At 64.2% G+C, this 15,250-nt stretch carries 12 protein-coding genes; 9 read left to right on the top strand and 3 right to left on the bottom strand.

From position 1 onward, the window contains the following. Positions 1–27 precede the first annotated feature (27 nt). The 3 genes from K0M74_RS10625 to K0M74_RS10615 all read left to right on the top strand — a co-directional run bounded on the left by K0M74_RS10625 (position 28) and on the right by K0M74_RS10615 (position 4,477). Positions 28–240, top strand: a complete 213-nt coding sequence (locus K0M74_RS10625; RefSeq protein WP_293971664.1) for a DUF2093 domain-containing protein — start codon at positions 28–30, stop codon at positions 238–240. Positions 241–263: 23 nt separating this feature from the next. Then, positions 264–1,175 (top strand): M23 family metallopeptidase, encoded by a 912-nt coding sequence (locus K0M74_RS10620; protein WP_293971661.1) that lies wholly within the window; start codon positions 264–266, stop codon positions 1,173–1,175. A gap of 266 nt (positions 1,176–1,441) precedes the next feature. Beyond that, positions 1,442–4,477: a TonB-dependent receptor gene (locus tag K0M74_RS10615; protein WP_293971658.1), complete on the top strand. Its 3,036-nt coding sequence runs from the start codon at positions 1,442–1,444 to the stop codon at positions 4,475–4,477. 80 nt (positions 4,478–4,557) lie between these two features. On the opposite strand, the gene K0M74_RS10610 is transcribed toward K0M74_RS10615, so the two are convergent. After that, entirely contained in the window at positions 4,558–5,559 is a 1,002-nt protein-coding gene (locus K0M74_RS10610; RefSeq protein WP_293971655.1) for a hypothetical protein, read from the bottom strand. 39 nt (positions 5,560–5,598) lie between these two features. On the opposite strand from K0M74_RS10610, the gene K0M74_RS10605 reads away from it, so the two are divergent. Genes K0M74_RS10605 through K0M74_RS10590 form a run of 4 tightly spaced genes read left to right on the top strand, consistent with a single transcriptional unit; the run spans position 5,599 to position 7,676 of the window. After that, positions 5,599–6,606, top strand: coding sequence for an aspartyl/asparaginyl beta-hydroxylase domain-containing protein (locus K0M74_RS10605; RefSeq protein WP_293971652.1), 1,008 nt, complete (start codon positions 5,599–5,601; stop codon positions 6,604–6,606). Between the two features lie 45 nt (positions 6,607–6,651). After that, positions 6,652–6,978, top strand: a complete 327-nt coding sequence (locus K0M74_RS10600; RefSeq protein WP_293971649.1) for a hypothetical protein — start codon at positions 6,652–6,654, stop codon at positions 6,976–6,978. A gap of 16 nt (positions 6,979–6,994) precedes the next feature. Further along, positions 6,995–7,345: a hypothetical protein gene (locus tag K0M74_RS10595; protein WP_293971646.1), complete on the top strand. Its 351-nt coding sequence runs from the start codon at positions 6,995–6,997 to the stop codon at positions 7,343–7,345. A 16-nt stretch (positions 7,346–7,361) separates the two neighbouring features. After that, on the top strand, positions 7,362–7,676 hold the full coding sequence (locus K0M74_RS10590; protein WP_293971643.1) for a hypothetical protein: 315 nt from the start codon (positions 7,362–7,364) through the stop codon (positions 7,674–7,676). Positions 7,677–7,730: 54 nt separating this feature from the next. On the opposite strand, the gene clpB is transcribed toward K0M74_RS10590, so the two are convergent. Both clpB and K0M74_RS10580 read right to left on the bottom strand, forming a co-directional pair. Further along, positions 7,731–10,310 carry an ATP-dependent chaperone ClpB gene (gene clpB, locus K0M74_RS10585; RefSeq protein ID WP_293971641.1) on the bottom strand — a complete coding sequence of 860 codons (2,580 nt, stop codon included), beginning with the start codon at positions 10,308–10,310 and terminating at the stop codon, positions 7,731–7,733. 170 nt (positions 10,311–10,480) lie between these two features. Beyond that, positions 10,481–12,055, bottom strand: coding sequence for a leucyl aminopeptidase (locus K0M74_RS10580; protein WP_293971638.1), 1,575 nt, complete (start codon positions 12,053–12,055; stop codon positions 10,481–10,483). A 144-nt stretch (positions 12,056–12,199) separates the two neighbouring features. Between K0M74_RS10580 and K0M74_RS10575 the strand changes: the two genes are divergently transcribed. Continuing rightward, entirely contained in the window at positions 12,200–14,356 is a 2,157-nt protein-coding gene (locus tag K0M74_RS10575; RefSeq protein ID WP_293971635.1) for an acylase, read from the top strand. A 101-nt stretch (positions 14,357–14,457) separates the two neighbouring features. Further along, positions 14,458–15,250, top strand: a 793-nt coding sequence (locus tag K0M74_RS10570; protein WP_293971632.1) for a pitrilysin family protein, incomplete at its 3' end; no start/stop codon positions are given.

The following is a 15,250-nucleotide window of genomic DNA, read 5'->3' as shown; positions in this document are numbered from 1 at the left end:
TGCCGACCCTCAAATGGACACTGAATCATGTTGATCGCCAGCCGCAACCGCCTTGCCCGCCTGCAATATGGCCCCAATGGTTTTCGCGTGCTCGAACCCGGCGATCATGTGCTGTGCGCGGTGACGCACGCGGCAATCGGGCTCGACGAGCTGCGATACTGGTCGGTCGCGCGGCAGGAACCCTATGCCACCGCTGCGATTTCGGTGCAGGCCGCACTGGACGCCGCGCGCAGCGAATGACGGGTCGGCGATACCGGAGGCGATTGGCCGCCGCCCTGCCTCTGCTGACCCTTGCCGCAAGCTGCGTTTCACCGGGCGAAGCGCCCGCGCGGCCCACCCCATCGATAGCCACGCCCGAACTGGCTGCGCCTGCGCCGTCAGCGGCGCACGTGCCACCCACGCCCTCGCTGCCGCGCGAGTTCGTCCTGCGCGGCACGGCTGAGCAGGGCGGCGTGATGATCGGGCAGGCGCCGGGCGGGACGCAAATGCTGACGCTGGATGGGCAGGCGATCCCGCTGGACCGGGGTGGCGGCTTTCTGATCGCTTTCGATCGTGATTCCGCGCCAGTCGCGCGGCTGGTGGCTACGGTTACCGATGGGCCAAAAGTTGTCCGCGACATCGCGGTTGCACCCGGAGTGTGGCGGATAGAGCGGATTAATGCGCCCTATCGCGGTGGCGCCGCCAACGACGCTGAATTCGCGCGCCGTCGCCCGGCCGAACTAGCGCAAATCGCGGCAGCGCGCGAGATGCCGGTCGAATCGGACGGCTGGAAACAGCGTTTCCGCTGGCCGGTAACGGGGCGCCTGTCTGGGGTGTTCGGATCGCAGCGCGTCTATCAGGGCAAGCCTGGCAGCTATCACAGCGGCACCGACGTTGCGGTGCCTGCAGGAACCCCCTTCGTCGCACCCGCCGATGGCGTCGTCACGCTGGCGGCAGAAACCCCTTTTACGCTCGAAGGCCATTTGCTGATCGTCGACCATGGCATGGGTCTGAGCAGCGCTTTTCTCCATTGTCAGCGGCTCGACGTGAAGGTTGGTGACAGAGTGAAGCAGGGACAGCTGCTGGGCACGGTCGGGCGCACCGGCCGTGCGACGGGGCCGCACATGCACTGGGGGCTTAAATGGCGCGACGCGCGTCTCGACCCGGCAAAACTGGCGGGGGCGACTGGCGGCTAGGCGAACTTCACTCGGCACCACCTGGTTTCCAGTGTAACAATATGTCGCCAACGCGGCGTTCAACCATATAGTATTTCAGCGAATGTCACGGCTGTTGCAAATACGTCACAATGCGTCCTGAAACGGCGGATTGGTCGGCAAATTGCCTTTACTCGCCACCCGCGAAGGATCATTCCGCACGCTATCAGGGTGTTTGCGCGTCGGCCAAAGTGTCGTCGAAGCAGGGGCTCGGGTAATCCAATCCACCAGTAGCAAGGGACTGCACTGTGAAGAAAACCCAATTTTCCAAGCTGAAGCTAGGCGCCGCGCCGCTCGTACTGAGCGTGGCCCTGGTTTCTGCTCCTGCCTATGCGCAGGACGCCGAAGATGGCGCGGCAACCGGCGGCGAAATCGTCGTGACCGGTACGCTGATCCGCAACCCCAACCTCGAGCAGTCGACGCCCGTCAACGTGACGACGTCGGACGCAATCGAACTCAAGCAGTCGAACACCGCCGAAGAAGTTCTGCGCGAACTGCCTGGGGTCGTTCCGAATATCGGTTCGGCCGTCAATAACGGTAACGGCGGCGCCTCTTACGTCGATCTTCGCGGTCTTGGCTCGATCCGCAACATTGTGCTGCTGAACGGCAATCGAGTTGCTCCGTCGGACGTCAACGGCCGTGTCGACCTTAACAACATTCCGCTGGCTCTGATCGAGCGCGTTGATGCGCTGACCGGCGCTGCGGTGACCACTTATGGTGCCGACGCCATCACCGGCGTTGTCAACTTCATCACCAAGCGCGATTTCGCGGGTCTGGAAGTCACGGCTTCGCAGCAAATCACCGAACAGGGCGATGGCAACGTCTTCCGCATCGACGCGACCATCGGCGCCAACTTCGACGATGGCCGCGGTAACGCCGTGCTGAGCATCGGTTATCAGGAATCCGATCCGGTTTATCAAGGCGCCCGTCCTTTCTCGGACAACACGCTTGACAGCTATTCGAACACCTTTTTCGGTTCGGGCACCGCGATCCCGTCGCGTTTCTCGGGTACGCGCCCGATCGATCCACTGACCGGCCTGCCGAGCATTGATCCCACTGTCGGCAACGGCGGCGTGCGTCAGATCGACAACGGAACTGGTTCGGCGGTCGCGCCCTACGCGAGCTTCAACTTCAACCCGTTCAACATCTTTCAGACGCCGTTCGAGCGTTTCAATATCTATGGCCAGGCCAATTATGAAGTGTCGGACGCAGTCGAGGTCTATGCGCGCGGCATGTTCTCGAAACAGACCGTTTCGACGATCATCGCGCCGTCGGGTTCGTTCGGCGGTTCGGTTGACATCAACCTCAACAACCCGTTCCTGCCCGAAGCCCTGCGCCGTCAGTTCTGCGCGTTCAACACGGCGACGCCGGACTCCGGCCTGTATACTCCGCGCTTCTCTGAAGCCGAGTGTGACGCGGCCGCAGCAGCGACCGACGCCAGCGATCCGAACTATCGTACTGTGACGACGGCTCTTTCGCGGCGCACGACCGAAGTCGGCCCGCGCATCAGCGACTATCAGACGACCTTCTTCGACTATCGCGTCGGAGCCCGCGGCGGCATCACCGACACGATCGACTGGAACATCGAAGGCGCCTATGGCGAGTCCGAGAATATCCAGACGATCAAGAACTACACTCTGCAGTCGCGCTGGCGCCAGGGTTCGCTCGTCAATGGCACGCTGGCCAACCCGGTCTGCGAGAATGCTGCCAACGGCTGTGTCCCGATTGACATCTTCGGCCCGGAGGGTTCGATTTCGGACGCTGCGGCTGATTTCCTTTCGGCAGACAGTAGCACGACCAACCGCACGTCGCTGGCTCAGGTTCGCGGCATCATTTCGGGTGACCTCGGCTTTGCTTCGCCGGGCGCGGTGACCCCGATCGGCTTCGCGCTGGGCGCCGAATATCGCAAGTATCGCGCGCAGCAGGTTGCCGATTTGCTGGCCCAGACCCCGGGCGAGCTCGGCGGTGCGGGCGGTGCGGCCCCGCCGATCGACGGCAAGTATGACGTTTACGAGGCCTATGCCGAAATCGTCGCGCCGCTGATCGAGGACAAGCCGTTCTTCGAAAGTCTGACCCTCGAAGCCGGTGTCCGCTATTCGGATTACAGCATCGAAGGGGCTGTCGGATATGACACTTGGACCTGGAAAGTCGGCGGCAGCTGGGAACCGGGCGCAGGCGTCAAGTTCCGTGGTAACTACAGCCGTGCGGTTCGCGCACCGAACATCGGTGAGCTGTTCACGCCGCAGACGGTCGGCCTGACCAACCTTGGCGTCGATCCCTGCGCTGGGACGACGACCGCCGGTCCGGATTTCAACGCCAATCTGGCGAATGCGGATTTCCGTGCGATCTGTCTTGCGCAAGGTGCTACCGCCGGCCAGATCGGTTCGATCACCCAGCCGACGGCAGGTCAGGCGAATATTACTGTGGGCGGCAACCTGAACCTGCAGCCGGAAACGGCTAACACTTGGACGGCGGGTGTGGTCTTCCAGCCCGACTTCCTGCCGCGCTTCAACATGTCGATTGACTATTACAACATCAAGATCGACGACGTGCTGGGCACCCCGCTGCCGGGCGACATCATCAACGCCTGTTTCGACAATGTAACGGCGTCGAGCGCAAGCGACCCGGCCTGTACAGTGATCAGTCGTAACCCGCTCACCGGCGGTCTCGACGGCGATCCGGCCACCACCGGCGGCTTGTTCGGTACGACCAACAATCTCGGTCGTCTGTTCACTGACGGTGTCGACTTGCTGATGAACTACAACACCGATCTGGGCTTCGCGAGCCTCGACTGGTCGTTCGTTGGTAACTGGACACGCAGCTCGAAGTTCAAGGCAAACGCAGCCGATCCGGCTTCGTTGAACCGCGAATGCGTCGGCTATTACTCGATCAACTGCTCGTTCACGGGTTCGATCCAGCCCGAGTTCCAGTTCTCGAACCGCTTCACATTGGGCTTCGATGCGGTCGATGTGTCGTTGCTGTGGCGCTGGATTGATGCCGTCGAATATGAACCGCAGGCGATCATCGACGATGGTGGCGATGCGGCTTCGGTCGATCCGCTGTTCCGCCGCATTCCGGCAGAGCATTATTTCGACCTGACGACGCGTTTCAACGTCAGCGAGAATCTGGTGTTCACTGCGACGGTCCAGAATCTGCTCGACAACCAGCCCAAGGTTGTCGGCAATACGATCGGTTCGACCACCTTCAACAGCGGCAATACCTTCCCGTCGACGTACGACGCGCTCGGACGCCGCTATGCGGTGTCGGCGAAGTTGAAGTTCTAGTCGCTTCGCGCTTCGGCAAGAATTGGGGGCGGACAGCAATGTCTGCCCCTTTTTCTATGTCATTTTGCCCTTCGCCGGGCTCAGCGCTTTGGCGGCAGCAGTGGCTGCGACAGGGTAAGCGGGATGCCCGCCTGCTCGCCGACGACTTCGGCCCAACCGACGACCTGCTCGATCTCTTCGCCATAGGAGGCCTCGGCGGCGGCCATGTCGCGCTGGCGCTCGCCGGGCGCAAAGTCCGAACCTGACTTGCTGTTGCGACCGATCGCGGGGTGCGCAGCGAGTTTTTTGGGGTCGGCAGTGAGCCGGAGATGTTCCATTGCCGCCGCGGCTACCGCGACGAGGTCGCGGGTCAGCGTTTCGCTGTCGATCGTCGCGATGCGATCGGGTGCCCAAGCGAGCAACGCCGCGAAGGCCTGTTGCTGCGCCAGCCAGCCGATGGCCGCGACCTGCAGATCCGACTGGCGGAAATAGTCGCGCGGTTCGAAGCCCAATTGGACGAAACCGTCGGCGAGATAACCCTCGAGCAGTTCGCGGCACCACAAGCGACACCACAAGCCCTTGCGCGCCACCGACAGCAGGAAGGTGCGCAACGGTGCATAGAGCAGGATCGCGCGCGAATCGGGGCGCAGTGTCATCGCGCCGCGCGCCAGAGGGTTAAAGACGTTCGACGGCTTGATCACGACGGCCTCGGCGGGTGCGAAGCTGCGACCGAGCAGCGCGAGCGCGTCGTCCATTGCGCGCGCATGATCGCCGAGCGCCGCGCCGCGCCGCCGCCAGCCGACCATATCGTTGAGCAGCACGGGTTCGGAGAGGCTGGTCGCGACCCCGGGCTGGTCGAGCAATTGCGCGAGCATCGTTGAGGCGCAATAGGCAGAGTGGAAGAGGAAATGCAGCGGCGCGCGGGCGTCGCTCGCGGCCGCCCGGCAGTCGGAACGGCGGAGGATGGCCGGTGCATTTTCCTCGCCGAGATGGAGGTCGGTGAGGAAGGGGACGGCGGCGCGGCGGTCGCGGGAGACGCGACGAAAATGGAAGGCGTCGTGCCCCGGATCGTAGCGGTGCGCGAGCCATTCGGCGTCACTCATGATGCGGGAAACGGAAGGGGTTGCGCTCACCGATCGACCTTGCCCATTGCACTGGGCAATGGCAAGCATCGGGCATTTGGCCAGCACATCGCCACCCGCGCCGGTGTTCGAAGAGAACCGGCGCGGGTGGCGGCGCTGGAGGCGGGCGACCCGGCGGCCGCGACCATGCATTTCGCCGCAGCTGTCGCTGCCGATCCGGCGTCGGGCGTGTTGCAGCGAAACCTTGCCTCGGCATGGCGCGCGCCGTGCGACGCCGCGCTCGCGACTGATCGCCGCGACGTCATCGCGTGGATTCGCAAGGCCGAACGCCACGAAGCACTGGAGGAAAAGGGCGCCGCGCTCGCCGCGTGGAGCGCTGCGGTGGCGCTCGGGCAGCAACTCGATCCGTTGCCGACGCCGCTTGCGCCGTTGCTCGCGCACGGTCAGGCCTTCGTTGGCGGGGCCGCCGAAACGATGTTCGCCGCGGTCACCGACGCTCTTTCGCCGCTGCGCAGCACATTGCCCGAAACCGAGGTCCGCCGCGGCGACGCCTTCGTCGCGAGCGCGCTCGGGTGCCGGCAAGTCTATTGCAACGAATGCGCCGGGGTCTGTTACCCCTTCCTGCCTGGCGACGAATTTTTCGACCGGCAACACTTCCCGTGGATGACGGCGATCGAAGCGCAGACCAACGCGATCCGCGCCGAACTGCTCGCGCTTGTGGACGATCCGGGCGAGGCGCTGCGCCCCTATGTGCGCATGGAAGCGGGCACCCCCGATACGATCTGGGCGCCGCTCGACGGCCAGCTCGACTGGGGCGCCTGCTTCCCTTGGGAATATGGCGAGCCGAACCAGCCGGTGCTCGACCGCTGCCCGGCAACCGCCGCAGCACTCGCGGCGGTTCCCGGCGCGCGGATTCCGGGGCGGGCGCCGAGCGCCTTTTTCTCGATGCTGAAACCGCGCACGCGCATCCCGCCGCACACGGGGGTCACCAACACGCGCGCGCCGGTCGGCAACCATCGGCCATTGGCCGATTTTCCGCTTGGCGAAGGCGGTCGGAAGGACATATGATGCAGCCATGTCGCCGCCCCGTGCCGGGTGGCATGGAGGAACCCCATGGCCAGATTATTCCCGGCGTTGATCGCCGCCGCCCTGATCGCCGCCCCCGCGGCCGCCGACGAGGGCGCGGCCATCGATCGCGCGCCGCCGACCCAGCCGCCGTCGGCGATGACGCCGACAGAGATCAAGGCGTATAACGAGGGGCTGGCGCAGACCCATCCCTATTATATCAAATGCCGCAAGACGCTCGAGATCGGGTCGCTGGTGAAGAAGAACCGCGTCTGCCACACCAACCAGCAGTGGAAGGTGGTGACCGAAAAGGGCAACCAGAGCGCCCGCGATACTGCCGAGGCGATGACGAGCAAGGCGGGCAATTCGAACTGAGCCGGGGAGGGAAGCGATGCGCAAGACGGTGATGCTTTTGGTGTTGGCGGGGCTGGTCGTGACTCCCGTGCTGGCGCGCGACGATATGCCGCTCGCGCGCACGCCGTCGGAGATGACGGGCGACGAAATCGACGCGCATAACAGCGGCCTTGCAATGTCCGACCCCGGCTATATCCGGTGCCGCCGGATCGAGCAGATCGGCTCGCTCGTCAGGAAGTTGCGCGTGTGCAACACCAACCTCCAGTGGAAGCGGATTGCCGACAAGGGCAACCAGGACGCGCGCGATTCGATGGAGACGCTGGCGCGCGGCTGGAGCAATTCGCAGGAACCCCAGGAACAACTGATGCCGGCAAACCAGCCGCAATAACGAAAGACCTTTCCCGATGCTGCATATCCTTACCCTACTCGCGCTCGCCGCCACTCCGGCGGCCGCCGTCCCGGCCGACGATCGCACGCCGCCCGACAAGGCGCCGTCGTCGATGACGAACAGCGAGATCAAGACGTATAACGAGGGGCTGGCGATGACCCACCCCTACTACATAAAGTGCCGCAAGATCGAGGAAAGCGGCTCATGGGTGAAAAAGGCGCGCGTGTGCCGCACCAACGAGCAGTGGAAGCAGGCCTGGGCGCAGGGCAACCAGAATGCGCGCGACACCGCCGAAGCGATGACGCGGGCCCCCGTCAATTCGAGCAACTGACCCGACTTGCTGAACCGCGCCCCGGCTGACTTTTCAGTCGGCCGGGACGGATGGTTATTCTGCGATCAGCACCAGTGCGCCGTCGCCTTCATCGACCTTGATCGTCGAACCGTCCTTCACTTCGCCCTTCAGGATCAGGTCGGCGAGCGGGTCCTGCAGATATTTCTGCACCGCGCGTTTCAGCGGCCGGGCGCCATAGACCGGGTCATAGCCGACGCGGCCGAGCCACGCGCGCGCGGCATCGGTCAGTTCGAGCGTGACCTTGCGGTCGGTGAGGAGTTTTTGAACCCGCGCGACCTGGATATCGACGATGCCGCCCATATGTTGCTGGGCGAGGCGGTTGAAGAGCACGATCTCGTCGAGCCGGTTGAGAAACTCAGGCCGAAAATGCGCGCGAACGACTTCCATCACCGCAGGTTCGGCCTGTTCGACGGACGCGTCGTCGGGTAGCGCGGCGATCGCCTGGCTGCCGAGGTTCGAGGTCAGGATGATGAGCGTATTGGTGAAATCGACCGTGCGGCCCTGCCCGTCGGTCAGCCGCCCGTCGTCGAGCACCTGGAGCAATAGGTTGAAGACGTCGGGATGCGCCTTTTCGACCTCGTCGAACAACACGACCTGATAGGGGCGGCGGCGCACCGCTTCGGTAAGGGTGCCGCCCTCTTCATAACCGACATAGCCCGGGGGCGCACCGACGAGCCGCGCCACGCTGTGCTTTTCCATGAATTCGGACATGTCGATGCGGACCATCGCATTGTCGTCGTCGAACAGGAACCGAGCGAGCGCCTTGGTCAGCTCGGTCTTGCCGACCCCGGTGGGGCCGAGGAAGAGGAAGCTGCCGAGCGGGCGGTTGGGATCCTGCAAGCCCGCACGCGAGCGACGCACTGCAGTTGAGACGGCATGGACGGCATGGTCCTGGCCGATCACCTGCTTCGCGATCGTGCTTTCCATCGCGAGCAATTTCTCGCGCTCGCCTGCCAGCATGCGATCGACAGGAATGCCCGTCCATTTGCTGACCACCGCGGCAATGTCGTCGGCGGTGACTTCCTCACGCAGCATCGCATTGCCCGCCGCGGCTTCAGCGTCGGCGAGCTGCTTTTCGAGGCCGGGAATGGTGCCATAGGAAAGCTCGCCTGCTTTCGCGAGATCGCCGGCGCGCTGCGCCTGCTCGAGCGCGCTGCGCGCGGCATCGAGCTCTTCCTTGATTTTCGCCTCGGCGTGGATCTTGTCCTTCTCGGCCTGCCATTTCTGGGTGACTTCCGCCGACTGTTGTTCGAGGTTGGCGAGGTCGGCGCGCAAGGTTGCCAGCCGGTCTTTCGACGCGGCGTCGGTTTCCTTGCTCAGCGCCGATTCCTCGATCTTCATCTGGATGATCCGGCGGTCGAGCGTCTCAATCTCTTCGGGCTTCGATTCCACCTCCATGCGGATGCGGCTCGCGGCCTCGTCCATCAGGTCGATCGCCTTGTCGGGGAGGAAGCGGTCGGAGATATAGCGGTTCGACAGGGTTGCCGCGGCGACGATCGCGCCGTCGGTGATCCGCACTCCATGGTGCAGTTCGTATTTTTCCTTGAGGCCGCGCAGGATCGAGATCGAATCCTCGACCGTCGGCTCGCCGACGAACACCGGCTGGAAGCGCCGCTGAAGCGCGGGGTCTTTTTCGACATGCTTGCGATATTCGTCGAGCGTGGTTGCGCCGATGCAATGCAGCTCACCGCGCGCCAGTGCGGGCTTGAGCAGGTTCGACGCGTCCATTGCGCCCTCGCCCTTGCCGGCGCCGACGAGCGTGTGCATCTCGTCGATGAACAGGATGATCTCGCCCTCGGCGGCCTTCACATCGTCGAGCACGCCCTTCAGGCGCTCTTCGAACTCGCCGCGGTATTTGGCCCCTGCAATCAGCGACCCCATGTCGAGCGAGAGCAGGCGGCGATCCTTCAGGCTGTCGGGGACGTCGCCATTGACGATGCGCAGCGCGAGTCCTTCGGCGATCGCGGTCTTGCCGACCCCGGGTTCGCCAATCAGCACCGGATTGTTCTTGGTCCGGCGCGCGAGGATCTGGATTGTGCGGCGGATTTCTTCGTCGCGGCCGATCACCGGGTCGAGCTTGCCCTCGCGCGCGACTTCGGTGAGGTCGCGAGCGAATTTCTTGAGCGCTTCGTAGCGGTCTTCGGAGGTTGCGGTGTCGGCGGCGCGGCCGCCGCGCAGGTCGTTTATCGCGGCATTGAGCGCGTCGGCCTTGAGCCCCGCGTCGGCAAAGGCTTTGCCGACGGGTGTCGCCGCCGACAGCACCATTGCGAGCAGCAGCCGCTCGACGGTGACATAGCCGTCGCCCGCCTTGGTCGCGACCTGTTCGGCCTGGTCGAGCAGGCGCACTGCGTCATTGTCGAGGCCGGGGGTCGCTTGTGCGCCCGATCCCGACACCGCGGGTACCTTGGCGAGCAGCGCGTCAATGCCTTGGACTGCGCGCGCGGCGTCGCCGCCACTCTTGGTGATCAGACCCGCAGCCATGCCTTCGCTGTCTTCGAGCAGTGCCTTCGCAATATGTTCGGGCGAAATCCGCTGATGGTTCATGCGGATCGCGATCGTCTGCGCGGCTTGCAGGAAGCCCTTGGCGCGGTCGGTGAATTTTTCGAGGTTCATGGAGGATCAGCCCCTTTCTTGTCTGACAAGATAGTGTTGCTATTTGGCAACACAAGGGGTTGTTACCCGTTCGCGTTCCCGTTCGCATTGACCGACATCAAGATGTCCATCGGACGCGCGCGCCTTCAGGGTGTCTCGATGTCGCTCGACCCGAACGGGATCGGAGTTCGCTATTCCCCGCTGCGCGCCAGTTGATCGAGCAAGCGCACGCCAAAGCCCGTCATGCCTTTCGGGACCAGCGATGTCGCCTTGTCCGCCTGATTCACCCCGGCTATGTCCAGGTGCGCCCAAGGGGTCGCTTCATCGACGAAATAGCCGATGACATGCGCGCCGATGCTGGCGCCCGGCCCCTGGCCGGGCGCGATGTTGCGGATGTCGGCGATGTCCGACTTGATCTTTTCGGCGTAGTTTTTGTGCAGCGGCATCCGCCACAATTCCTCACCGCTGACCTTCCCGGCAGCGAGCAGGTTAGCCGCCAGCGTCTCATCACGCGCGAACAGTCCGGCATATTGATCGTCGAGCGCACCGACGATCGCACCGGTCAGCGTTGCGATATTGATGATCACACGCGGTTTGTACGCTTGCGCGACATATTCGTTGGCGTCGGCAAGAACGAGGCGTCCCTCGGCATCGCTGTTGAGCATCTCGATCGTCTTGCCCGACATCGTGCGGGTGACGTCGCCGGGGCGCTGAGCATTGCCGTCGGGCATATTCTCGGCGAGCGCCGCGACGCCGACGACATGCGTCGATGTGCGCGATTTGGCGAGCGAGAGCACCGCGCCCATCACCGAAGCGGCGCCCGACATGTCACCTTTCATATCCCACATGCCCGCGCCGGGTTTCAGCGAAATGCCGCCCGAATCGAAGGTAATGCCTTTGCCGACGAACGCCATGGGCGCTGCAGGAGCGTTTGCGCCGCGATAGCGGACCAGCATAAGCCGTGATCCGCGCGGGCTGCCCTGGCCGACACCGACCAGCGTCCCCATCCCGAGCTTGCGCATCGCGGCTTCGTCGAGCACTTCGATGCTGACCCCGGGGGTGCTGGCGAAGGCCTCGCGCACCCGGGCGACAAAGCTTTCGGGGTAGATGACGTTGGCGGGCTCGTTAGCAAGGTCGCGCGACAGGCGGACGCCGTCGGCCAGCGGTTTCCACCGCGACGTAAAGGCGGCTTCGGCCGCAGCCGGATCGGCGCCGACCAGGGTGACCGCACCGGTCGGCGGTGCCTTTTTGTCAACGGTCTTGTACCGGTCGAAGCGATACTGACCAAGCGCGAAGCCATAAGCGACGTCGGCTGCTGACGTGTCGCCGAACGCTCCCGCGATCACGACCGGCTGGGCTTCGCTTTTCAGTTCCTGCGCCGCTTTGCCGCCTGCTTCGGCGAGGGCGAGCGATGTCGGGGTGGCGCCAGCGCCGACGAGCAGGATGCGCGAATGCGCGCCGATTCCGCGCAGCGACAGCGTCGATCCGGCCTTGCCATCAAACGTCGCTGCCGCAATGGCTGCGGCCACGGCCTGACGCTCGGGGGCGCTGAACGCGACGCCATCGAGCGGCGGCAACGTCGCGTCGGTCATGATGATGACGAGCGCGCCGCTCGCTGGCGCGTTGGCCGCAAAGCCGATCGCGCGTTCGGCGCTGTTGGCGGCGGTCGCGGGAACGACGCCCGATCCCGTCACCGTCTGCGCAAAGGCGGGCGGAACGAAAGCGAACGAAAGGCACGCGGCAAGAAGCAGGCTTTTGTGATTCATGGAAATTCCCCGATTAATACTATGACATGTTGCATAGCCTGCCGACGACAGTTCGCAAATTCTGCTCGACGAACGACAGTCGCTTGCCATCGGACGACATGGCGGTCAGACAGGCGCGGATCGGGCGCATGAAGAGGACCAGAGATGCTGCGACGGATTTTGCTCGGATTTCTGCTGTTGCTGATCGTCACCGCCGCGTCGCTGGCGCTTTGGGAGCCGCTGATCGCCGAGGCGCCTGCTGCGCCAGCATTCAAGCCGCAGGATGTCCGCATCGCGCGCGACAAGTTCGGGGTGCCGCATGTCTTTGGCAAAACCGACGCCGACGTCGCCTATGGCGTCGCCTACGCCCACGCCGAGGATGATTTTGCGACCTTGCAGGAAGTGCTCGCGATGACGCGCGGGCGCGCCGGGGCGATGCTGGGTGAGGATGGTGCGAAGGTCGATTATGCCGCGGCGCTGCTCGATGTCCGCGCGACGACCGCGCGCGACTGGCCGCGCCTGCCCGCCGATGTGAAAGCGCTGTTCACCGCTTATGCGGCGGGACTCAACCGTTACGCCGACAAGCATCCCGGTGAAGTGCGACTGTCGGGGCTGTTCCCGGTGACCGGCGAAGATGTCGTCGCGGGCTTTGTGCTGCGCTCGCCCTTTTTCTTCGGGCTCGACTCGGTGCTCGGATCGCTGGTCGAGGGCAAGCCGCTGAATCGCGAGGGCGGTCCGGCGCTCGACGCGACGGGCAAGATCGTGCCGCGAGCTGACACGCCGGTGGGCAGCGACCCGGCGTCGAACGGATCGAACGCGATGGCAGTGGCGCCAGCGCGCTCGACCGATGGCGAGACCCGGCTGGTGTCGAACTCGCACCAGCCGTGGACCGGCGGCGTCGCCTGGTACGAGCTGGTGGTCCATAGCGAGGAAGGCTGGGATTTCGCGGGCGCGAACTTTCCCGGCTCGCCCTATCCTTTCCTGGGGCATAACAAATATCTCGGCTGGACCAATACGGTCAATCGACCCGACCTGATCGATGTGTACAAGCTCGTGCTGAATGAGAACAGAGACCAATATCGCTACGACGGCGCGTGGCGGCCGCTGGAAGAAAAGAGCGTCTGGCTGAAGGTAAAGTTCGGTCCGTTCGTGCTGCCGATCCCGCGCACCATCTATCGCTCGGTCCATGGCCCGGTGGTCAAGAATGAGAAGGGTGCCTTTGCGATCCGTTACGCAGGCATCGACCAGTCGGCGATGGTCACCCAATATTACCGGCTGAACAAGGCAAAGAATTTCACCGAATGGCGCGCTGCGATGGCGGGTCAGGGCGTGCCCGCGACCAATTTCATCTACGCCGATGCCAAGGGCAATATCGCCCTGTTCTATAACGCGATGTTCCCCGATCGACCCGACGGGTTCAACTGGCGCGGCTTACTGCCGGGTGACACATCGGCGGCGCTATGGACAAAAACGCTGCCGTTCGACCGCGGCCCGGCGCTGGTCAATCCGCGCTCGGGCTATGTGATGAACGCCAACAACACGCCGTGGGTCGCAGCGGGACCGGGCGACGAACTCGACGCGGCGGCCTTCTCGCCGCTGCTCGGGGTCGAGGATGACATGACCAATCGCGCGACGCGGCTGATCGACCTGTTCGAAGCATCGGGCCAGATCGACGAGGCGCGACTAAAGGCGATCAAATATGACACGGCCTATGCAAAGACCGGTTACGCCAAGGCGTGGATGGATCGCTTGCTGGCGCTGAACGTCAAGAACGACCCGGCCCTGGTCGACGCGCAGAACCTGCTGCGCCGCTGGGACTGGAACCTCGACGGCAAGGGGAAGGGCGATGCGCTGGCGCTGATGGTGCTGCGCCCCGCGAACGGCCGCCATTACCAGCGCCGGGCCGGTCCCGATCCCCGCACAGTGCTGGCCGAGACCGTGACGCATTTGCAGACACATTTTGGCGGGCTCGACCCCAAACTTGGTACCGTCCTGCGGCTGCGCCATGGGGAAGGCGCCTACCGAATCGACCTACCGCTTGATGGCGGCAATGATACAGTGCGCGCGTCGACCCTGTGGGATGCCGAACCCGACGGACGGTTGAAGGTGCGCCACGGCGACAGTTTCATCATGTTCATGACCTGGGACAAACAGGGGCGGGTCCGCTCGAAATCGATCCAGCCCTTTGGTTCGGCGACGACGCGGCCCGAAAGCCCGCATTATAACGATCAGGCGCCGCTGTTCGTGCGCCATCAGCTGAAACCCGTGCTGTTCGATCCAGCGGCGCTGAAAGCCAGCGGGGCGCGCTTCTATCGGCCTTGAAAGCTGCGAAAGCCTGTCCTAGACCGTTGATACAGTGCCGTCCGGTACCCGGTCGTAAGCAGGCCATCCCGCGTCTGCCGCAATTATCCCAGAGGATGCCCATGCCACGTTTCCATCGTTTCGCCCTTGCTCTGGCGGTGACCACCTCGCTCGTCGCCGCCGGCCCCGCGCTCGCCAAGGCCAAGGCCGCCGATCCGGCGCCGATCGCCGATCTGGTGAAGGCGGTCGACATTCCCTACGAGGCCTTCACCCTCAACAACGGCCTGCGCGTGATCGTGCACGAGGATCGCAAGGCGCCCGTCGTCGCGGTGTCGGTATGGTACCGCGTCGGGTCGAAGCATGAACCCAAGGGCAAGACGGGCTTTGCCCACCTGTTCGAACATCTGATGTTCAACGGGTCGGAGAACGCCCCCGGCGATTTCTTTGAACCGCTGCAACAGGTCGGCGCAACCGACAGCAACGGCACGACCAACGTCGACCGCACCAATTATTTCGAGACGGTGCCGACCGGCGCGCTCGACCGCGCGCTTTTCCTCGAAAGCGACCGCATGGGGCATCTGCTCGGCGCGGTGACGCAGGAAAAGCTCGATAACCAGCGCGGCGTCGTCCAGAACGAAAAGCGCCAGGGCGACAACAACCCCTATGGCCTGCTGCGCTACGAGATTTTCGAGAACCTGTTCCCCAAGGGGCATCCCTATCACCACAGCACCATCGGTTCGATGGCCGACCTCAATTCGGCGAGCCTCGACGATGTGAAGAAGTGGTTCACCGATAATTACGGCCCGAACAATGCGGTGCTGGTGCTGGCGGGGGCCGTCGGCGGGGGCACCGCCCACGCCCAGGGGGACGAGTGGGTAGGCGGCATCCCGCGCGGGGCCGCCAACCAACCCCCCC

The sequence above is a fragment of the Sphingopyxis sp. genome (genome assembly GCF_019459305.1).
GTDB lineage: Bacteria > Pseudomonadota > Alphaproteobacteria > Sphingomonadales > Sphingomonadaceae > Sphingopyxis.
This window is presented reverse-complemented; position numbering and strand designations above follow the sequence as displayed.

Excerpts from the sequence above, each read along its gene's own strand:
- K0M74_RS10610 (WP_293971655.1), bottom strand. The coding sequence starts at position 5,559 with ATGAGTGACGCCGAATGGCTCGCGCACCGCTACGATCCGGGGCACGAC.
- K0M74_RS10580 (WP_293971638.1), bottom strand. The coding sequence starts at position 12,055 with ATGAATCACAAAAGCCTGCTTCTTGCCGCGTGCCTTTCGTTCGCTTTC.
- K0M74_RS10600 (WP_293971649.1), top strand. The coding sequence starts at position 6,652 with ATGGCCAGATTATTCCCGGCGTTGATCGCCGCCGCCCTGATCGCCGCC.
- K0M74_RS10575 (WP_293971635.1), top strand. The coding sequence starts at position 12,200 with ATGCTGCGACGGATTTTGCTCGGATTTCTGCTGTTGCTGATCGTCACC.
- K0M74_RS10625 (WP_293971664.1), top strand. The coding sequence starts at position 28 with ATGTTGATCGCCAGCCGCAACCGCCTTGCCCGCCTGCAATATGGCCCC.
- clpB (WP_293971641.1), bottom strand. The coding sequence starts at position 10,310 with ATGAACCTCGAAAAATTCACCGACCGCGCCAAGGGCTTCCTGCAAGCC.
- K0M74_RS10590 (WP_293971643.1), top strand. The coding sequence starts at position 7,362 with ATGCTGCATATCCTTACCCTACTCGCGCTCGCCGCCACTCCGGCGGCC.
- K0M74_RS10595 (WP_293971646.1), top strand. The coding sequence starts at position 6,995 with ATGCGCAAGACGGTGATGCTTTTGGTGTTGGCGGGGCTGGTCGTGACT.